15 protein-coding genes are annotated in these 20,033 nt (G+C 62.7%); 8 read left to right on the top strand and 7 right to left on the bottom strand.

The features are described from left to right. Positions 1–21 precede the first annotated feature (21 nt). Positions 22–2,049, bottom strand: a complete 2,028-nt coding sequence (locus tag MPN20_RS14335; protein WP_242783221.1) for an N-6 DNA methylase — start codon at positions 2,047–2,049, stop codon at positions 22–24. 1,021 nt (positions 2,050–3,070) lie between these two features. Further along, positions 3,071–4,381 (bottom strand): Nramp family divalent metal transporter, encoded by a 1,311-nt coding sequence (locus MPN20_RS14330; protein ID WP_242783219.1) that lies wholly within the window; start codon positions 4,379–4,381, stop codon positions 3,071–3,073. 226 nt (positions 4,382–4,607) lie between these two features. Here MPN20_RS14330 and MPN20_RS17560 point away from each other — a divergent pair, with 226 nt between their 5' ends. Beyond that, positions 4,608–5,783, top strand: coding sequence for an MFS transporter (locus MPN20_RS17560; protein ID WP_242783217.1), 1,176 nt, complete (start codon positions 4,608–4,610; stop codon positions 5,781–5,783). A 43-nt stretch (positions 5,784–5,826) separates the two neighbouring features. On the opposite strand, the gene MPN20_RS14320 is transcribed toward MPN20_RS17560, so the two are convergent. From MPN20_RS14320 to MPN20_RS14300, 5 genes are all read right to left on the bottom strand, one after another. Next, a complete protein-coding gene (locus MPN20_RS14320) occupies positions 5,827–6,303 on the bottom strand; it encodes a MarR family transcriptional regulator (RefSeq protein ID WP_242783216.1) in 477 nt (158 codons plus the stop codon). 374 nt (positions 6,304–6,677) lie between these two features. After that, the gene (gene ltaE / locus MPN20_RS14315; protein WP_242783214.1) at positions 6,678–7,706 is read right to left on the bottom strand and encodes a low-specificity L-threonine aldolase; all 1,029 of its coding nucleotides are present in this window, start codon (positions 7,704–7,706) and stop codon (positions 6,678–6,680) included. Between the two features lie 3 nt (positions 7,707–7,709). After that, entirely contained in the window at positions 7,710–8,078 is a 369-nt protein-coding gene (locus MPN20_RS14310; protein WP_242783212.1) for a GNAT family N-acetyltransferase, read from the bottom strand. Between the two features lie 31 nt (positions 8,079–8,109). Next, entirely contained in the window at positions 8,110–9,153 is a 1,044-nt protein-coding gene (locus MPN20_RS14305; RefSeq protein ID WP_242783210.1) for a pirin family protein, read from the bottom strand. 15 nt (positions 9,154–9,168) lie between these two features. Further along, complete coding sequence (locus MPN20_RS14300; RefSeq protein ID WP_242783208.1) at positions 9,169–11,493, bottom strand: MMPL family transporter; 2,325 nt, start codon at positions 11,491–11,493, stop codon at positions 9,169–9,171. 122 nt (positions 11,494–11,615) lie between these two features. On the opposite strand from MPN20_RS14300, the gene MPN20_RS14295 reads away from it, so the two are divergent. From MPN20_RS14295 to MPN20_RS14265, 7 genes are read left to right on the top strand one after another with little or no spacing between them, the layout of a single operon-like run. Beyond that, a complete protein-coding gene (locus tag MPN20_RS14295; RefSeq protein WP_242783206.1) occupies positions 11,616–13,481 on the top strand; it encodes a dihydroxyacetone kinase family protein in 1,866 nt (621 codons plus the stop codon). After that, positions 13,478–13,933 carry a ribose-5-phosphate isomerase gene (locus MPN20_RS14290; RefSeq protein ID WP_242783204.1) on the top strand — a complete coding sequence of 152 codons (456 nt, stop codon included), beginning with the start codon at positions 13,478–13,480 and terminating at the stop codon, positions 13,931–13,933. The genes MPN20_RS14295 and MPN20_RS14290 overlap by 4 nt, the downstream gene beginning before the upstream one ends. Before the next feature lie 3 nt (positions 13,934–13,936). Continuing rightward, the gene (locus MPN20_RS14285) at positions 13,937–14,758 is read left to right on the top strand and encodes a triose-phosphate isomerase family protein (protein ID WP_242783202.1); all 822 of its coding nucleotides are present in this window, start codon (positions 13,937–13,939) and stop codon (positions 14,756–14,758) included. Continuing rightward, a complete protein-coding gene (locus MPN20_RS14280; protein WP_242783200.1) occupies positions 14,755–15,528 on the top strand; it encodes a GntR family transcriptional regulator in 774 nt (257 codons plus the stop codon). The genes MPN20_RS14285 and MPN20_RS14280 overlap by 4 nt, the downstream gene beginning before the upstream one ends. Next, on the top strand, positions 15,525–16,469 hold the full coding sequence (locus MPN20_RS14275) for a sugar phosphate isomerase/epimerase family protein (protein ID WP_242783198.1): 945 nt from the start codon (positions 15,525–15,527) through the stop codon (positions 16,467–16,469). The genes MPN20_RS14280 and MPN20_RS14275 overlap by 4 nt, the downstream gene beginning before the upstream one ends. Further along, positions 16,466–17,275: an SDR family oxidoreductase gene (locus MPN20_RS14270; RefSeq protein WP_242783196.1), complete on the top strand. Its 810-nt coding sequence runs from the start codon at positions 16,466–16,468 to the stop codon at positions 17,273–17,275. Before MPN20_RS14275 ends, MPN20_RS14270 begins: the two co-directional genes overlap by 4 nt. A gap of 57 nt (positions 17,276–17,332) precedes the next feature. Beyond that, on the top strand, positions 17,333–18,223 hold the full coding sequence (locus tag MPN20_RS14265) for an NAD(P)-dependent oxidoreductase (RefSeq protein ID WP_242783194.1): 891 nt from the start codon (positions 17,333–17,335) through the stop codon (positions 18,221–18,223). Positions 18,224–20,033 lie beyond the last annotated feature (1,810 nt).

Below are 20,033 nucleotides of genomic sequence, written 5' to 3'. Positions count from 1 at the left end.
TTCCCAGGCAAGTGAACCGTTTCAGGCCCGTGCACTTGAGTCGATCGCATTCATCGTCATCGTTTGCAGCTTCGCACTAACCTCATTCGCACGCTTGAGCACGTTTTGGAACTCATCTAGCCGTCCCAAATAGCCGCAAAAATTCTCTTGATCCTGCACAGAAATGAGGGGAATCATCAAGTCCCTCAATGCTCTTCTTGGCACTCCTGCACTCGTTACATTCGACGCATTCCATTCTGCATTGACACACCGCGTCAGGAACTCAGCGCTTACGACGCTCCTATCGATTATCCGTAGAACTCGCGCCGATGAGGTAACTGCGAACTCATCCATAGGACTCTTAACAGCATCGTGGACGCCCACTATCGGAACGATCACATCGCCACTTTGACCTGCTGAGTAGTTGTCTGGGACTCGTACCGCTGTTACACGAGTGCTCTTGTCGTCGTAACCGACCGGAAGAACAAGTACCTCTCGGTGCCAATCGGCCTGCGGATTTGGTCGGGGTCTGATGTGGCATTCGATGAGCTCGACAGCTCCTCTTCGAATAAGCTGCGCGATCGACACAAGTGCAGCTTTTGAGAAGTCTGGGCAAGCATCCACAGCAATCGGCTCCACTATGAGGCCAGTCCCTGCGTCAATGAACTGTTTACCATTGTTGCCCGCGTAAGCAGCAAGTATCGGCAGCATTTCTTCCACATCATATGCCGCAGATTCCCAGGAACGCTCTGCATCCGCGGCGTTCATGTGCCCCCCTTGGTATGCAACCACTCGCAGCTGTCCTGCACGGTCACTCATGCTCGCCGGAGTCACGACTGCATGATTGGCTGACGGTGCCCCACCTTCACGAATCGCCTGGAGCCACGATGGGAGATGATCGGTTACCTCCGCGGCAGACATGGCATCGATGATTACAACCCGATCGTGCCCACTCTTTCGCAACACCCAAAGTGCCTGGCTGGAATTCGACCGCAGCGATGGAATCTCAATGACTGCTTCAACTCTGCCTTTAGCAACCAAATCGATCCTCAACGCTTCGAGGTCACGGGCGCTCAAAAGGTTCCCTCCGGTGAGAACATAAGCGTATCCGTCATCGTGCAAGTGGTTAAGGGCATCGAGAATGAATGCTGCATCGGCAGAATGCGCGCCCTTGGCGTTCTTGTACTCCTGCCACCGGCCGGCGTCGCGATCGAAGCCCGTTGCCGAAGACTGCGTGTGATGTGGAGCTTCGGCAATAACGAGATCGAACGTGTTTAACTCAGCAACGTCATTAACGAGCACATCTTCTGCTGACACTTCAGTTTCCATAAAACCGTGGAAGTGGAGCCGCAATGCTGTGATCCCGACAGAAGTAGCATCAATATCATTGATGCTCACCAGGTTGCCTGCATCTAAACCGATGAGAGCACTTCCGATCCCGCATACCGAGTCATACACCCACCCGTTGCGGTGCGCCGAGGTCGAAGCGGCAACAGCGAGTATCCGCGAAGATGCCGACTCCGGGGTTCCCCGCGATGTCGATACACTCGCCGGTAGCCCACTGAGGAGAATGTGAAGCACACTTTCACAAGTTTCTCGCCAGTGATCGGTCGGGATGCTGGCATACACGCCCAACAGAGCCAACTCATGTGCAGTGAGACCACCATAGCGAATACTTATCTCTTCTTTGGCCCCCGGCTCAGAGCCAATCTCAGCTCGGATCTCTTCCCAAGTACTCGCGTTTTCGGTGGTGATGCCATTCTGGTGAAAGTAGAGAAGTCGCAAAGCAGTCAGTGCAGCCTCATAGCTGTCCTCTGATTCGGTCCTGAGATTTTCGAGCATGATTCTGATGGCGAACTTGATCGTCTTGTAACGTTCTTCTCGTATTGCGTCGGGCCTGTGGGTTTCAAGCCAAGCAAGAACAGCATCTTTATCGAAGAGTTCAGGGCGTTTGAGCCTTCCAGGAATCGGATCTGGAAAGTCCGAATAACGAGAACGCCACGACGACACCGTCGACTTCTTCACTCCGGTAATATCAATAATGCTTTTGATTGTGATTGTCTCGTTCATGGTCAAGCTCCCTGCTTCCACGAGGACATTGGTGTCCTATTCGTGATAATTGGTGAGACTGAGGTTGCAGCTAGACGCAATCGCGCCGCCAGACCTGTCGGGTGGGCGAACACATGGGTAGGTAGCTCAACCGCAGCAAGTTCAGCCACCCGATCAGCAAAGACCCCGTCTCCGGTGACGAGGACGAGCTCATCAAATCGGCATTCAAGATTTTCATCCATTACCGCCAGCAACGCCTTGTCCGCTCCGTCTCTCCCGTAACCGGGGATAAGTCGTGGTGATGGCCCCCACGTTAGATACGTATTAACCATGGACTGCGCGTCACCATTGCAGGCAATTACCACCTGGTCTCCGGAGCAGAACTGTATGGCGGCCGTCAACACGCGGTGGCACCATTTTGCTTGCGCGAGAGTGCCTATTGCGCGTCCGTTGGCGTTCTCGATATCGATAAGGATGACCCGACGCGCACGGGTCTGGAATGGACTCTTATGGTTCCTGGTGATGTTCATGCCTCAAGTGTTGCCCGAACACACCCGGCCGTCAATGCAAATTTTCATAGTTTACATTCTTCTGCGTACTTAAATTTAACTGAGTCGTTAATTTCGACTCAGGCATAAAATTCTGCACGTTAGTGACACCATTTTTCACCGCATTAATAATCCGCCCTGGCCACGTTTAAAGATCATCACGATGAGGTCAAGAGCTCGCCACTACGAGCTCGATCTGCGGGCGCAGAGCCCGTAGACCTCGGCGCGCCTGAGAAATTGCAACGATGAACGTTCGCCCTCCTCGGGCCGACAATTTTGGATGGAAATAGCGAATTGACGTCTAGTGAGCCAGGACGAGGTTCTACGCAAAATTACGTGCTGACCGCATTGGTCGCACCGGCCAAAGTCAGCTAGTCCGGGTACAACCTATAGTCGACTGCGGAAACATGCCACGACAAGGACTCAACTCTAATTTGAGGTCGAAAGCGCGAAACGAATAGCCTTCAGTCGCGACAAACTGGCCGGTCCGATGACTACCCCACCAGCCCCATCACCGACTCCCGCACCTGCAGCACGGCCAGGAATCCGAACAGCAGGAAACAGACTGTGAGCAGCACGTTCGACAACCCCTTGTTCCGCAGCGCGGCCGGTACCGATGATCGGTTGAGGATGACGAGAAGGGCGATCGCGAGCACAGGCAGGATGAAGGCGCTGATCGCGGCGTAGATGAGCACGAGGGTCACCGGTTTACCCAGACTCATGATGACCAGAGCGGCGATGCTGAGGTAGACGATTGCGCCACGGAACTCGACGGACTTCGCCGACATCTCGTGCTCGGGCTTGTCCTGATGCGGGTATCGCCGCAGCACCCGAATGCAGTCGGCGGTGACGTAGGCGATGCCGGAGAATCCGCCGAGCACGCTGGTGTAGACGACGACGAGGAAGCTGATGAGGAAGACGATCCGTCCTGGTTCGCCGATGCGCGAGACCAGGCTGTCGGCGATGGCGAACAGCGAGTCGTTATCCGCGATCGTGAAGCCCTGGCCGTAGAGGATGAAGGCGCCAACGGCACTCATGCCCACGGCGAAGACGAACACCAGCGCGTAGCTGATGAAGAGATCGATGCGCACGACGGGCTTCCATTCGGCGTCGCGCCAGGACTTCTCGCGGATCCAGAATGAGTAGGCCAGTATTCCAGTGGCCCCGCCGACGCCGCCGATGAGTGACATGACGGTGATGATCGACCCGTTCGGGAAGGTCGGGGCGATGGTCTCGACGGCCACGGCTTGCGCTTCCTGCCCTTGGAACACGGAGATCGCGAGGGCGAGGATGCCGAAGAACATGATGACGCCGAACCCGATCATCGCCTTCTCCACCAGCCCATAGCGTCCGATGCCGACGAGGATCGCAGCCGAGAGCAGGACGACGACAGCGGTCGGCCAGAACGGCAGGACGGGGAAGAGCGCCTGCAGAATGTTCGTCGTCACGGCGATGACCCCGGCGCCGAAGAAGAGGCCGACGAGCAGTTCGGCGATGAGGAACAACGTCGGAAAGAGTCGACCGCCGAATGAAGTCAGGTGCGACAGCAGAGAGCGGTCACCGCTCATCTGGAGCCGGGAGACCGCTTCGGAGAGCACGAACTTGAGGATGATGCCGACGGTGAAGACCCAGATGAGTGCGAGCCCGTACTCGGCCCCGGAATTCATCGTCGTGATCATGTCCGAGGCTCCGACGCTGGCCAGAGCCAGAACGATGCCGGGACCGATAAGCCGCAGCCGTCCGGTCAATGATGCCGGCGCCGAGGTGGTGGCGCCCTTCGTCTGCGGTGTCGTTTCGGCGGACATGAGTGGGGTGTGGCTCCTTCACAGGTGTTCGTCGACGACGGCGCGGGCGTCGTTCGCTCAGGTGAGTATGGCCGATTCCCGCAGGTCTCATTGCTCAGTCTCATCACTCGGGCAGTCTCGATTTCACCCCACCGGCGGCGCCAGGCTCGCAGCCGAGCTCGCTGCCGGCCATCCGAAGTTCGGCCGCATCCGCCGAGGCTGCCAGCCCGGAGTACAGTGATGCTCCGTGAGTGCAGCTGATATCCGACCCGGCCCGACGCGTCCACCGATTCCGGTCGCCGTCGCCGCGTTCGTCAGCAGCTTCGACCGGTTCGCGATCAGCCCTCTGCTGGTTCTTGTCGCTACCCAGCTGGACGTCACTCTGGCTCAAAGCCTCACCGTCGCCAGTGCGTACTACCTGGCCTACGGAATCAGCCAACCGCTGTGGGGTGCACTCTCCGATCGCTTCGGACGCATCCGCCTGATGCGTGCCACGCTCATCGCCGCCGCAGTCGCCGGAGTGTTCGCGACCGTCGCACCCACCCTCACGATGCTGATCATCGCCCGCACCCTGGCCGGGGCGTTCTACGGAGCCATTGTGCCCACCTCTCTGACCTACGTCGGCGACACGGTCGACGAAACTCACCGACAACCGGCATTGGCGGACCTCATGGCCGCGATCGCCGTCGGCACCGCCTCAGCCACAGCTCTTGCCGGTGTGCTCGCAGACTTCGCGAACTGGCGGATCGTGTTCGCAATCCCCGCTGTGCTCGCAGTCGGCTGCGCCATCGGCCTACGCCGACTTCCCGAGCCGAAGCGTGAGGCATCAGGTGGAATCCTCAGAACGATGCGCGATGCAGTGAGCAACCGGTGGGTACTTGTCGTCATCTCGCTGGCGTTCGTCGAAGGAGCAGTTGTCCTCGGTGTGCTCACCCTCCTCGCCCCAGCACTGCAGTCCCACGGTGTCGGCGCCGTCGGCGCCGGGTTGGCGACCGCTGCCTATGGAGTCGGCGTCATCCTCACCAGCCGTTTAGTCGGAACGCTCACGCGCCGACTCCCCATGCCTCGAGTGATGGTCATCGGCGGTGCTGCGACCGTCATCGGCTATGCCCTCCTGACGGTTCATGTATCCATCGCCACCGTCATCATCACCGGACTGATGTTGGGAACGACCTGGTCCTTCCTGCATTCGTCTCTGCAGACGTGGTCAACCTCGGTCCTCCCCCGGGCCAGGGGCACAGTCGTGTCTCTGTTCGCCGGCTGCCTCTTCGCCGGCAGTGCCGTCGGCGCCTCTGTGGGCGGCGCCCTGGGCAACAGCAATCATTGGACCCTGCTGTTCGCAGTCACCGCCGGTGTCATGCTCGCGCTGACCGTCGTCGCGGTCCTCAGTCGCCGCGCCTATGGGAACGCAATCGAGACGTGAGTCGCCTGACTCGGCGACGTCGTCTGCCTGCGACAGCCCCAGCTCAGGATTCCGTCCCAGCACCCTCCGGCCGGATCTTCGACACGAGTTCGTAGAGAGTGTCGGCTTCTTCCACGGTCAGACCACTGAAGGCAGAGAAGATCACCTCGGCATTCGACTTCGCTGCCGCCTCGCGCAGTTCGACCCCCTCAGGCGTCAGCGCCACTCGGATCCCTCGCTGGTCATCGACGTCAGCGGTCTGTGTGACGATCCCCCGTTCCTCGAATCGACGGAGGAGGCGACTGAGCGCACTGCGGGTGACCACCAGACTCTGGACAAGATCACGGTGCCGGATCGGGGTATCGGGCGGCATGTTGATCAGTGTGTCGAACTCCGTCAGGGAGAGTCCATGAGAATCACGGAAGACAACCTCGAAGCGTTCCATCAGATCCGCGTGGGTCTCGAGCATCAGGCGCCATGCAGCGATCTGCGGCGGCCCCGAGGCCTTGATCATCTCGCTGATCCGAGTCGTCGGGCTCACAGCACACCCCCGATCGCGAATACCCTTTCGGTCAACGCCGTTCGTGCGGTCCGCAACGTCCCAGCGGACTCGGACCAACCTCGGCGGGTCGGGGTGGCACTGTGTGGAAGGTCAGTGGATTCTGGTGGTCGACGATGCTCGAGGCGAACCGTGGCCATGGTGATCTCTCCTGGGGAAACTCTGCCGAGACGAGCCTCGACGCTCACACACGTATCAGATTGTTGCGCTGTCAACAATAATATAGTTGAATGGAGTTTCCTGGCTCCGGTCAGGGCTATGTCGATCCCCTCGACGTATCTGGACGCAACAACCCAATCGCCGGCACGAACCGACGGGCGGGACGCCCACCCAGCGCCCCGCTCCGTGCCCGGCGATCAGCCGAAGTATTCCTCACATGCCTGCCGAACCCTGCCGATCGCCTCGTCATCGATGTCGAGATGTGTGACCCAGCGCAGGCGCCCGTATCCACCGACGGTGATTCCACGATCGGTGAGGAACGCGGTGAATGCGTCTTTGTCGAGGCCCTCCCCTTCGCCCCCGGCACCCTCCGGTGACATGAAGACCATATTGGTCCGTGCCTCGCCGGCTCCGAGTGCGGGGAACTCGCGGAAGATCTCCGCCAACCGGGTCGCCCGCTCATGGTCCTCAGCCAATCGCGCAACATGATGTTCGAGCGCGTAGATGCCCGCCGCGGCGAGCACTCCCGTCTGGCGCATACCTCCGCCGAGCGTTTTGCGAATCCGCCTGGCACGCTCGACCAGTGTCCGCGAACCGGCGAGCAGCGCACCAACCGGGGCCCCGAGGCCTTTCGACAGGCACAGTGAGACCGAGTCGAACCGGCCCGCGATCGCCGCGGCATCGGTGCCGGTGGCCACGGCCGCGTTCATGAGCCGTGCCCCGTCAAGGTGGGTCGACAGGCCGTGGCTGCGCGCCAGTTCGGTCGAGTCGCGGAGATAGTCGGCGGGCAGCGGCTGACCGTTGAACGTGTTCTCCAAAGCCAGCAGTCGGGTCATCGGATTGTGAAAATCATCGGGTTTGATCGCCGCGGTGATCGCGTCCAGGTCGATGATGCCGTCGGGTTCGCTGGGCAGCGGCTGCGGCTGGATCGACCCCAGCACCGCCGCTCCCCCGCCTTCGTCACGGTAGGCGTGAGCCCTCTGGCCGACGATGTACTCGTCACCGCGCCCGCAGTGAGCCATCAACCCGCCGAGGTTGGCCTGAGTTGCGCTGGGGAAGAACAGTGCCGCTTCCATCCCGAGCAATTCGGCCGCCATCGCCTCGAGGCGCTTGGTCGTCGGATCTTCGTCGTAGACGGCGTCGCCCACCTCGGCGTCGGCCATGGCCTTGCGCATTCCCGGACTGGGCTTGGTGACGGTGTCGGAGCGGAAATCGGCTGTCGGCACGGTTCAGACCTCCCGTTGGACGAAGTCGATGTCGGCACCGGTGGCCTCGTGGAAGAGTCCGCCCTGGGCCAGAAAGTCGTCACCGGTGTCGGCCAGCGTCTTCACGAACAGCGGGCACACGGGCACCACTGTCACACCTTGCTCGCGGCTGGCCTCGAGCGACTGGGCCACCAGCAGCTTCGAGAGTCCGCGTCCGCCGAAGGCATCGTCGACCTCGGTGTGGTGGAAGATCCGTTCACCGTCCGGGCTGGTGAGGAAGAAGGCGCGTCCGGCGTCCTCTCCCGAGGCGGTCCTGATGACATAGGCTCCGCGGGCATCGTCGAGGTCGACGGTGACGGTCTCGCCGGTCTTGTCCTGCAATGTCTCGCTCATTGTTCAGTCTCCTTCGTGCGCTTTGGTCGGTTCAGCTTTGAACGTGCGGGGGCGGATTCCTCCGCGCTTTGATGCGAACATCGGGCAACCTCGGCGCGGGCAGCCTGGTCAGGCCATCAGCGTTGCGACCTGGACCGCCCTTGCCGACGTAGCCGTCGACGGCACCGAAGCGGCCGCCTTCTGCCTGCCATTCCTCGCGGTACTGGGCGATCTCCTCATGGGTGCGGCCGATGAAGTTCCACCACATGAGGATGTCTTCGGCGAAGGGTTCGCCGCCGATGAGGACGATGCGGGCATCGGTCTCCGCGCGGTTGCTGATGCGCATCTGGGACAGTCCCACACCCGTGTAGCCGAGGGCATTCGTGGGCAGGGGGACGTCTTCGAGCGTGATGTCGCCGGAGTCGACGAGGACCCCGTGTTCGAAGTTCTCATTCACGGGCAGGTCGATCGTGGCCCCGGGACGCAGGAGCACCTCGGCGCCCATGAGCGGGGAATACGTACTCACGGGTGAGCGCGTTCCCCACAGCTCGCCGAGGAAGACGAGCATCTCGCCGCCGTCGAACGGGGTCAGCTCGGGGGCATGGTGTTCGAAGTCCCTGGACTCGCGGTGTCGCACCGAACCGGGCAGCGCCAACCAGAGTTGGACGCCGTGCAGTGCCGCGGTGTCCTCGGTCGAGACTTCGGAGTGGCAGATCCCGCGACCAGACGTCATGAGGTTGACCTCGCCGGGCAGGACCAGACCCCGATTGCCGCCGGAGTCGATGTGCTCGATGGCGCCGGCGAAGAGCCAGCTCACGGTCTGCAGACCGGTGTGCGGGTGCGGGGCGACGTCCATGCCGCCCGAGGTCGAGACGTCGTCGGGGCCGTAGTGATCGACGAAGCACCAGGGCCCGATGAGGGAGCGCTGCCGCTGCGGCAGGGTCCGACGCACGGTCATGGCTCGTGGTCCGCCCAGGGGAACGTCGCGGGCGGTGAGGATCTCGACTGGGGCTCTGCCCTCCTGGGCGCAGTCGGGGCCGGGCAGACCTCCGGGGCCGCAGACGACCTCCTCCGGCTTCGTCTCGACGTTGCTCATCAGGGCACCCCTTCGTCAGTCCTGCGGAATTCGCCTCTTCCAAGGCCACCATACGGTGCGGCCGATGTCGTGGACCAGAGCAGGCACGACCAGCGAACGCACCAGGATGGCGTCGAGGAGGACGCCGAAGGTAACGATGAACGCGAGCTGGAACAGGAACATCACCGGGATGACCGCGAGGGCTGCGAACGTCGCCGCGAGGACGATCCCCGCCGAGGTGATCACGCCGCCGGTGGCCACCAGGCCACTGAGCACGCCCTTGCGGGTGCCGAAGCGCAGAGATTCCTCACGGACTCGGGACATGAGGAAGATGTTGTAGTCGATGCCCAACGCCACAAGGAACACGAACGCGTACAGAGGCACCGATGGGTCAGCCCCGGAGAAGCCGATGATGTGGTTGAACACCAGCGCGGAGACCCCAAGCGCCGTACCGAAGGACAGCACCGTCAGTCCCACGAGCAGCAGAGGGGCGAGGAGTGAGCGCAGCAGCAGGATGAGGATGACGGTGATGACGAGGAGGATGAGCGGGATCGCCAGGGCCCGGTCCGCCTCGGCGGTGGTGTTCGTGTCGAGGTCGACCGCGGTCTCCCCGCCCACGAGGGCCTCGGAATCGACCTCATGGACGGCGTCGCGGATCGTGGTGACGGTGTCCTCGGCCGCGAGGGAATCGGCCGCATCGGACAGGGTGACCTCGAGCAGGACCTGTCCGTCGACCTCGGTGGGTGCCGGTGGGGATGCCAGCGGGGCGCCCGCGCCCTCGGGTGCTCCCCCGCCACGCGGTGTCTGGAGAGCGCCCTCGTCGTCGATGGCGACGGTCCCGCTCGGGGAGTCGTTTGCGACGACGGTCATCGACTCGACCCCGCCGAGGCTGCCAACAGCTTTTGCCGCATCCTCGAGTTGGTCTTTCGCCACGACGATCTGGGTGGGTGAACCCGAGCCGCCGGGGAAATGCTCGGCCAGGACGTCCTGGCCATCGCGTGCCTCGGATTCGCCGAGGACGAAGTCACTCTGCGCCACACCGGAGGCCTTGAACTGCGGGAAGGCCAGCAATGGCAGGGCGAGGAGGACGACGAGGCCGATCCAGATCATGCGCGGACGCCGGGCGACTACCTCGGCGATGCGGTTCCACAGACCCTTCTTCGGTGCAGCGGAAGTCGCCGTGCGGACCTTCGGCAGGAACGGCCAGAAGACGGCCCGGCCGATGACGATGAGGGCAGCAGGCAGGAATGTCAGTGCCGCACACATCGCCACGAGGATGCCGATCGCGGCGACGGGGCCCAGGGCTCGGGTCGAGGCCAAATCGGTCAGCAGGAGGACGAGGAGTCCGGCGATGACAGTGCCACCCGATGCCGCGATCGGCTCGAAGACGCCTTTGAGCGCCTTGAGTCCGGCCCTCACGCGGTCGCGTTCGGTCAGCAGTGCATCGCGGAAACGGGCGACGACGAGGAGGGAGTAGTCGGTGGTTGCACCGACGACGAGGATGAAGAGAATGCCCTGGACCTGGCCGTTGATGAGCAGAATCCCGGCATCGGCGAGGTGCCAGATGACGAAGATCGAGGCCGACAGCGCCGCCACCGAGGTGAAGAGGACGATGATCGGCAGCAGCGGTGAGCGGTAGACGATGACGAGGATGACGAAGACCGCGATCAGCGCGACGAGCAGGAGGATGCCGTCGATGCCGGCGAACGCCTCGGAGAGATCGGCGGAGAATCCAGCCGGACCCGTGACCTGCACATTCGCCGAGGTGGTGGCGTCATTGGCCTCGCCGTCGGCAGTTGCCGCTTCACCTGCGATCGGGAATGTCTCGGCGATGATCGAGCGGATCTGCTCGACATCATCGGCAGTGGTGTCCGTGGAGACCGGGAGGATGAGTTCGAGGGCGTCACCGTCCTCGGAGGGAATGATCGGTGAGGCATCGGCAGCGAGCAGCTTCTTGTCTTCGAGCGTCGCAGTCAGGTCCTTAAGATCGCTGCGGTCGCTGTCGCTGATCCCGTCCTTGTTCTCGAGCACGACGATGGCCGGAACATAGTCGAGGTCGCTGAACTGATCGATGAGCGCCTGAGCCTTCGTCGACTCAGCCGACTTGGGCAGGAACGATGAGCGATCGTTCGTGGCCACTTCGGAGATCTTGCCGAAGTACGGGCCGCCGATACCGGCCACCCCGACCCAGGCAACGAGGAGCACGGCGAAGAGCACGATGAGGAGCTTCCGGCCTCGAATGGGGGTGCGTCGCGTCGTGGCTGTGTCTGTCGTGGAGGGACTGTGGAGTGTATCGCCCGGACCCGCAGCGGCGGATCCATAGGGCTCCGGAGGGGTGCTGGTGAGGAGGTGGCGGGGCATGGTGTCAGACTACTTCAGCAGAAAGTGATCGAGCGGCACTGGCGCTTGTTTTCGCCGCCCCTTGCACTGAACCTAAAATCCTATAGGATCTATGAAATAGGAATCAGTTCGAAGGGGAACTTGTGACCCGATTATTAAATGACCCGAATGACTTCGTCGCCGACATGTCGCGCGGCTTCGCGCTCGCTTCGTCCCGTTGGGTGCGAGCCGTAACCGGCGGAGTCGTCCGCTCCACAGCAGCAAGTGAACCGACGGTCTCACTCGTCATCGGAGGCGGCAGCGGTCACTTCCCTGCCTTCTCGGGACTGGTCGGCCCGGGCCTGGCCCACGGCACAGCCATGGGCAACGTCTTCGCCTCACCGTCGACGAAGCAGATCCTGTCCGTGGCCCGCAGCTGCGACCAGGGGCGGGGCGTCCTCTTCAGCTACGGCAACTACGCCGGCGACGTCCTCAACTTCGATCAAGCTCAGGAACGCCTGCGGGCCGAAGGGATCGAAACACGCACTGTGGTCGTCACCGACGACATCTTCAGTGCATCCAGAGACGAGATCGACAAACGTCGCGGCATCGCCGGAGACCTCGTCGTCTTCAAGATCGCCGGAGCCGCCGCCGAGGCGGGTCTTGAGCTCGACGAGGTTGAACGTCTCGCCCGTTCAGCCAATGACCGCACTCGCTCGATCGGAGTCGCGTTCTCCGGCTGCACCCTTCCCGGCGCCGACGAGCCTTTGTTCACGGTGCCAGACGGGCAGATGGCCATCGGCCTGGGCATCCACGGAGAACCGGGAATCGACGAGGTCCCCCTCCCCTCAGCGATCCAGCTGGCCGAACTCCTGGTCTCCCGCCTGCTTATTGAAGCACCCGATTCCTCACGGCGGGTCGTTCCCATCCTCAACGGGTTGGGCACGGTCAAATACGAAGAGCTCTACCTTCTCTACGGCCTCATCGATCCTCTGCTCAGAGATGCCGGCTATGAGCTCGTCGATCCGGAGGTCGGTGAGTTCTGCACGAGCTTCGACATGGCCGGACTCTCACTGACTCTTCTGTGGCTCGACGATGAACTCGAGCCGCTGTGGGCCACCCCCTGCTCATCGGCCGCATTCACCCGCGGTGAGCTTGGCGGAGCACATCTTCCCGCCACCAACGGAGGTCCGGTCTCTGCAGAAGAGCAGGAGCGCGCCGCGGCTTCGGTATCTGCTGCACCACCGACTCGGGGCGTGGACAAGCAGGTCGACACTCCCGCCTCGGCGGCATCACGGCAGCTGGGCGCAGAGATCTCCTCCCTCATCACGCAGATTGCCGTAGTCCTCGATGACGCGGCCGGTGAACTCGGTCGCCTCGACAGCGTTGCCGGGGACGGGGACCACGGAATCGGGATGCAGCGCGGATCGAAGGCGGCAGCACGCGCTGCAGCAGACGCAACGACCGCCGGCCACGGCGCCGAGGTGGTGCTGGCCGAGGCCGGTGAAGCCTGGGCCGACGTCGGCGGAGGCACCTCCGGAGCGATCTGGGGACGGATCATCGGCACACTTGCGGCAGGATTCGCCGGCGACTCCCGACCAGAACCTGCTGCGATCTCTGCTGCTATAAATGCCGCAGTCGATGAGGTTCGCACGTTCGGCGGAGTCGAGGTCGGCGACAAAACACTTCTCGATGCCCTCGTGCCCTTCGCCACCGAGTTCTCCCGCACCGTCAGCTCCACGGGCGACGGTTCCACGGGCGAGGACTCCACAGGCGACGACTCCACGCCGCTGGTTCTCGCCCGGGCGGCCACCGGTGCCGCGCACGCGGCGGCTCAGGCGGCGCAGTCCACTGCAGATCTCGTCGCGATGCGCGGCCGGGCCCGCTCCCACGGCGATCGAAGTGTGGGCACGCCGGACCCGGGCGCGGTCTCCCTGGCGATGATCGCCTCGGCGATTGCCGAACATTTCACGCCGGACACGACCTCACCAAACTCCAGGCACACCAAACGAAAGGCAGCACGATCATGACTCTGCGAGTGGTCGTCGGATCCGACGATGCGGGATTCGACTACAAAGAGATCATCAAGTCCGACCTAGGAGCTGATGAGCGCATCACCTCGGTGGTCGACGTCGGAGTCGACTCCGATTCGCACACCTTCTACCCCTCCATCGCGACCACCGCGGCCGAAATGGTTGCTCGCGGTGACGCCGATCGCGCGATACTCATCTGCGGGACCGGGCTCGGAGTTGCGATCGCGGCGAACAAGGTCAAGGGCATCCGAGCCGCCACAGCGCATGACTCGTTCAGCGTCGAACGCTCGATCCTGTCCAACGACGCTCAGATCCTCTGCATGGGTCAACGCGTCATCGGCCTCGAACTCGCCCGTCGCCTGGCCAGGGAGTGGATCGGCTACACCTTCGATCCGGCGAGCGCCTCAAATGACAAAGTGGCACAGATCAGCGCCTACGAGTCCCGCTGATCCATGACTGACGCCTCCTCGTTCGCATCTCCTTCGGCACCGTCATCCGCTCTCCCGGACCGGCTCATCGGAATCAGCCTGAAGATGTACATGTCCCACGCTCAGACAGTGGACTGGGCCCACAGGGTCACCGAACTCACGTACGCCCACCCGGCAATCGCCTCGGGGACGGCAGGGTTGGTCCTCCTCCCCCAGTTTCCGTCGATCCCCGCTTGCCTCGACGTGCCCGGGCCGCTGCAGATCGGGGCTCAGAACCTGTCCGCCGAGGATGCCGGTGCTTGGACCGGGGAGGTCTCCGGGGCCGTGCTGGCCGAAATCGGCTGCCGCTTTGTCGAAGTGGGTCATGCCGAACGCCGTCGACACTTCCATGAGACCGATGACATCGTTCGTGCGAAGACCGCCGCCGCGCTGCGACACGGACTGTTCCCCATCCTGTGTGTCGGGGAGAGCGCCGCCGGTTCACCGGAATCTGCCGCCGCCGAGGTGGTCACCCAGATCCGCTCGGCCCTGCCCGCTACGGCCGGTGACCTGCCACCCGAGGGCGGTGTCGTCATCGCCTATGAGCCGATATGGGCGATCGGTGCGCAGCAGCCCGCCGCCCCGGATCACATCATCGCCGTCTGCGAAGCGGTGCGTGCCCGCACCCGCATCCACTTTCCCAGCCTCGACTTCCGCCTCATCTACGGCGGAAGCGCAGGACCGGGCCTCCTCACCCGCCTCGGGCCCACCGTCGACGGGCTCTTCCTCGGCCGCTTCGCCCACGACCCCGATTCAGTGCCGAGAATCCTCGATGAACTCGCCGATGTCATTATGCTGAAATCATGAATGCACAGCCTCCGATCCCCCGCGCAGACATCGAACGTCGCGGACTCCGCGACCTGGTCTACGAACACATCCTCGAAATCCTTCTCACCGGAGAGATCTCCCCGGGCGAAAGAGTCTCCATCGACGGATTGGCCAGGCAGCTCAATGTCTCGCCGACCCCAGTGCGGGAAGCACTCGTCGACCTCGAACGCACCGGCCTCGTCGTCCGCGAGGCCCTGCGCGGCTACCGCGTCTCACCACCGCTGGAACGCGGACAGCTGCAAGAACTCTTCATCGCCCGAGAAACGGTGGAGACCGCGGCGACACGACTGGCCACACCGGCCGATGACGAACTGCTCAGGGCATTGGCAGCCGCCCACGCCGAGCATGAGAAGGCCGGCGACCGAGTGCGGGAGACGGCAGAGCAGGGCGGCGAGGCCACCGACAGCCCCGAAGAGGCACACCGACTCCAAGTCAGCGCAGCACAGGAGTACTTCGCCCGCGACCGGGACTTCCACGACAGGATCCTCGAGCACTGCGGCAACCGCTACCTCGTCAAGATGTCGCAAGACCTGGGGGCACAGGTTCACCGTCTGCGACAGGCACTGCCCCACGGCATCACCGACGTCAACGAAGCGCTGGCCGAACATCGGGCCATCATCGAGGCCTTCGCCTCACCGGACCCGACTGCACCGGAAGCGGCCATGCGCCACCACGTCAGGATGGTCGCCCACCGCGCGCTCGTCGAAGACCCTCAAACTCCCACCCAAGAGAACCACGAGGACCCATGAGCCCCACCCATCACACCATTGCCTGCTGCATGCACGGCTTCTCCCCCACCGATTCCAACGGTCTGCCGCTCCACGAGGCCGACCCGCAGACCTGGGCCGGAATCTTCTCCACGCTGACCGGCCTCGGCTTCACGGCCATCGAGATCGCCGACAGCCATATCCGCCCCGCCGATCTCTCAACTGAACGTCGCGCCCTCCTCAAAGTTCTTGCCGCCTCGGCGAGGGTCGAACTCACCGCCATCCATGTCCAACGTCAGTCGATCATCGACCCCGACCGTGGGGAGGCCAACCTCGACTACGCGCACCGAACGATCGATGCGGCGGCAGAACTCGGCTGCCAGGTCTTCTCCACCGGACTCCATCAGCCGTTCTCCCAGGCTCAACGCGAGGCGCTGTGGTTCTGGACGGCAAAAGGCTGGACCGACCCCACCGACCCCGAGGTCCGGGCCCTGGCCGTCCGACGCCTGCGGGAGTTGGGCCAGCACGCCGCCGAGGTGGGCCTCGCCATGTCTTTGGAGATGTACGAGGACACGTACCTGGGCACCGCCGAATCCGCTGTCCGTCTCATCGAGGAGATCGGACTCGACAACGTCGGCCTCAATCCCGACATCGGCAACCTCATCCGCCTGCACCGTCCCATCGACGACTGGCGGGAAATGCACGAACTCACACTGCCCTACGCGAACTACTGGCACATGAAGAACTACCAGCGCGACGAGGCCGCCGACGGCTCCTGGTTCACGTCCCATCCGACGACATTGCAGAACGGTCTCATCGACTACCGCGCAATGGTCACCCGCGCCGTGGAGCTGGGCTTCAACGGCCCGTTCCTCATGGAGCAGTACGGGGGCGACAGCCTCGGCGTCTGCGCGGAGAACAGAACCTACCTCACCGGGCTCCTCTCCACCGCCCTATCAACGAAAGGCACGACCGGCCCATGACACCCTCTTCTCCTGACTCCCAGTCACCGATCTCTCTGGGACCGGCTTTCCCTGCCGAACGCACCGCGGTCCTCACCGGCGTCGGCAGCGTCAACGGAATCGGCCGCCACACCGCGCACCGCCTGGCAAGCTCCGGCTGGAACCTCGGACTCATTGCTCGTCGCCCCGACGAAGCTCAGGCACTCGCCGAAGAGATCACCGAAAAATACGGAGTGGCCGCCCTCGGCAGGGGCGTGGACGTGACCCGATCAGCAGAGATCGCCGAGGCGGCAGCCGCCTTCGAAGCGGGCCTGCCCCAGATCGTCGCGCTGGCGAACTTCGCCGGAGTCTCCTCCTCGACGACCTACTTCGAGATCACCGACGACGAGTGGGCTCGGGTGATGACGAACAATCTCACCTCGACGCACCTCGTCACCCAGGCTTTCGGACGCATTATGGCGAAGAACGGTCTGGGCCGCATCATCGGCCTGTCCTCGGTCACTGCGCAGAAGGGCGGTGGAACATTCTCCAAGACCGCCTACGCTGCGGCCAAGGCTGGGATCGTCGGCCTCATGCGCGGAGTCGCCCTGGAACTCGGGCCCTACGGGGTCACCGCGAACTCGGTGTCCCCTGGCCCCGTCGACACCGACATCATGGGCGGCCCGCTCGATGACGAACGCCGCGAGGCGATGGGCGCCGCGACCGCTCTGGGACGAATCTCCGTGCCCGACGATGTCTCTGCAACCGTCGAATTCCTCATCAGCGAGGGTGCCGGGCACATCACGGGCCAAACCCTGAGCATCAATGGCGGCCTCTACTTCCACTGATTTTTCACGGCCACCACCAACCCCGACACAGCATCGAATCGATCCAATGGAGGATCCATGACTGTCAGCTCCGACCACATCACGTTCCTCGGGATCGGGGCCATCGGCCTGCCCATGGCCCTGCGACTGCGGCAGGCAGGATTCCATGTCACGGGCGTCGACCCGTTCTCGGGGCCCCGGGATCGTGCCACGGCGGAGGGACTGCCGACCGAGGAACGACCGCTGTCTGCAGACTCAGCAGGCACGGTCATCGTCATGGTGGCTGACGGCAGCCAGCTTAAGCAGGCACTCGATGGGGATGAGCAGACCGGGTCTCCCGGGTTGCTCTCACTTATGTCGCCGGAAGCTGTGCTCATCATCATGAGTACTGTGGGGCCTGACGCGGTGCGAGCTGCAGCAGAGCGCGCCGAAGAGCGCGGCATCGACGTCCTCGACGTTCCCGTCACCGGGGGCATCGCCGGAGTTCTGGCGGGGACCCTGCGGATGCTCGCCTCCGGCGCATCCGAGGTGCTCGAGTCGCGCCGGACAGTGCTCGAATCCCTCGGAACGATCATCGACTGCGGCAGACGCATCGGAGACGGGCAGTCCTTCAAAGCGGTGAATCAGCTGCTGTGTTCGGTCCACATCGTGGCCGCTGCGGAGGCGCTGTCACTGGCCGGCAGGCTCGGCCTCAGCCAAGAGACCGTGCTTGAGGCCATGACCGCCGGTGCCGCCAACTCGTGGATGCTCGGTGATCGCGGCCCGCGGATGCTCGAAGGCGTCGACGCCCCGGTGGCGAGCGCCGTCGGCATCTTCGTCAAGGACACCGCCCTCGTCGCCGAAGTGGCTGAAGATCTCGACATCGATCTGGCCCTGCTGCCTGTGGCAGCCCGGAAATTCGGCGAGGCAGCAGAACTAGGCCATCTCCGCCGCGATGACTCGCAGGTGATGCGGACCTACGAGATGTGAGTGGCTCGCCACAGCAAAGCAGCGTGCCCACACCATCGTTAGTCACCGTGGCCAGGTCACGTAATGCCAAGCAGAAAAGACGAGCGTGGTCTCGCTGACCGTCAATGGGCACGTCGAAATCCAGCGTTGAGGAAGCTCCCAACCGAGAGCCTTCGGTTTCTCGCTAAAGACTTCTTCACCGCAGGTTGGACAGTTCGAGATCTCGTTGCTGCGCTCGATAGCCTGCCAGACGGTCGAGCACACGGGCAACTCGTCCGCCGGGCAATGGGTTCCGTATTCGGGAGCAGATGGCATGCCCGCAGCCGGGCCCAGCCACTGGGTGAGCTGGCGACTTAACGCCTGGCGAGAGACCACCGGGATTGTCTGCGAATCCCCCACGCAGCTCCGCGCCCGTCGAGCTGAGACCGCCAAACGTGAACAGGACGCCCGTCGAGCAGTCGCCAGTGCACGCTCACAAGAACGTCGTGCAGCCCGTTCTACCTTGGATTATCAGACCGCAAAGCAAGCGTGCCTCGATCAGATCCTTAACCGAAACAGGAATACCAGACTGCGCCGCAAGAACGGGCGATGGTGATCACGCTTCAGCTGGGTCCTATAGGGGGGTGCTCCATGTAGGTTCGGAGGCGGCGAGTGGCGACGTATACGTTACGTACCCGTTCGGAAGAGAACGACTTAACAAGCCCAGGCTTGCCCACCGACCGCTTCTTCACATGCAGCAGATTCATTTCCACGAGTTCTTTCGTCCCACGGGTACGCATAGATGAAGAGAGGTGGTAGCGATCAGGAAAGGCATTGGTGGACCACCACACCTCCGGGCTCCCTTCCTCTGTTCTTGCTTCATTGAGGTACGCAAGCAGTACAGACAGGGCTGCGGGAGACATTCTCTGGATGTCGGCCTTTTTTGTCCAGAGAGCCGCCGGTACTTTGAAATAGAGATTACTGTGATCCGTGCCTCTCGGCTTGCGTCCTCGCTGGCGTTTTCGTGATGCCATCAACGCGTCATAGGGCAGCGTATAAGGGCGAGGTTCACTGCTTCTCAGCACGCCGGATTCGTCGCAAAGTCGAATTTCCGAGGCGTCTCCGCGAGTCCGAGTTACTGTGACGAGGTTGAGATCTTCCAACAGATCGAACGCTGTGATGACTCGTCTTGCGCCTTGCTTTGGAGGGTCTATCAGACCAAGTGCATCTGCCCATCTTCGAGCTGGGATGCTCGTGGTAAAAGGGGCAGCCGAAGATCGCCACACTAGAGCGAGATACAGCTTTAAAGGTACGGCGCCCCCGCCTCGCCGGCTTACAATCTGGCTCAATGGGGCGCTCTCACGTCTGTCTTCGGTGAGGAGTTGGACGAAGGACTTTCGGATTGGAAAGTCATCGGCGCGACGAGCACCAGCCCCGATGGCTTCAGCAGAGCGTCTAGCCTCATCGAAAGTGTCCTTTTGCGCAGTTTTCGCTGATACACGAACTGTATTGGGGTTAACGGCGATATGTAGTCCTTTATACTTCGCTTATATATCACTGAGTCATTCATCGATAACACGGCATTCAAATCATCATATACGACTGACTGTATATTCAGGAAGCGACTTTGTAGTTCCTATCTAGAGTGTTCTTCGCGCATATCTGCTGGTGAGGGGCTTAGTGATGGAGGTAGACTGGAGGTACGAGCCAGACGCACCGACTCATCATGTAGGTCCCTGCAAGTGCGGGACAGCCTTCTGAGAGGTGGTGCGGACGGGCTGGGTCCCCGCAAGTGCGGGATAGCCTGGTGACTCTCTAGGGAGCGTAGAACGGCAGCTCCCGTGTGGCGGCT

The organism is Brevibacterium sp. ZH18 (genome assembly GCF_022748595.1).
GTDB lineage: Bacteria > Actinomycetota > Actinomycetes > Actinomycetales > Brevibacteriaceae > Brevibacterium.
This window is presented reverse-complemented; position numbering and strand designations above follow the sequence as displayed.

Coding starts and splice junctions, on each gene's coding strand:
- MPN20_RS14335 (WP_242783221.1), bottom strand. CDS start 2,049: ATGAACGAGACAATCACAATCAAAAGCATTATTGATATTACCGGAGTG.
- MPN20_RS14330 (WP_242783219.1), bottom strand. CDS start 4,381: ATGTCCGCCGAAACGACACCGCAGACGAAGGGCGCCACCACCTCGGCG.
- MPN20_RS14310 (WP_242783212.1), bottom strand. CDS start 8,078: ATGAGCGAGACATTGCAGGACAAGACCGGCGAGACCGTCACCGTCGAC.
- MPN20_RS14305 (WP_242783210.1), bottom strand. CDS start 9,153: ATGAGCAACGTCGAGACGAAGCCGGAGGAGGTCGTCTGCGGCCCCGGA.
- MPN20_RS14300 (WP_242783208.1), bottom strand. CDS start 11,493: ATGCCCCGCCACCTCCTCACCAGCACCCCTCCGGAGCCCTATGGATCC.
- MPN20_RS14290 (WP_242783204.1), top strand. CDS start 13,478: ATGACTCTGCGAGTGGTCGTCGGATCCGACGATGCGGGATTCGACTAC.
- MPN20_RS14285 (WP_242783202.1), top strand. CDS start 13,937: ATGACTGACGCCTCCTCGTTCGCATCTCCTTCGGCACCGTCATCCGCT.
- MPN20_RS14280 (WP_242783200.1), top strand. CDS start 14,755: ATGAATGCACAGCCTCCGATCCCCCGCGCAGACATCGAACGTCGCGGA.
- MPN20_RS14275 (WP_242783198.1), top strand. CDS start 15,525: ATGAGCCCCACCCATCACACCATTGCCTGCTGCATGCACGGCTTCTCC.
- MPN20_RS14270 (WP_242783196.1), top strand. CDS start 16,466: ATGACACCCTCTTCTCCTGACTCCCAGTCACCGATCTCTCTGGGACCG.
- MPN20_RS14265 (WP_242783194.1), top strand. CDS start 17,333: ATGACTGTCAGCTCCGACCACATCACGTTCCTCGGGATCGGGGCCATC.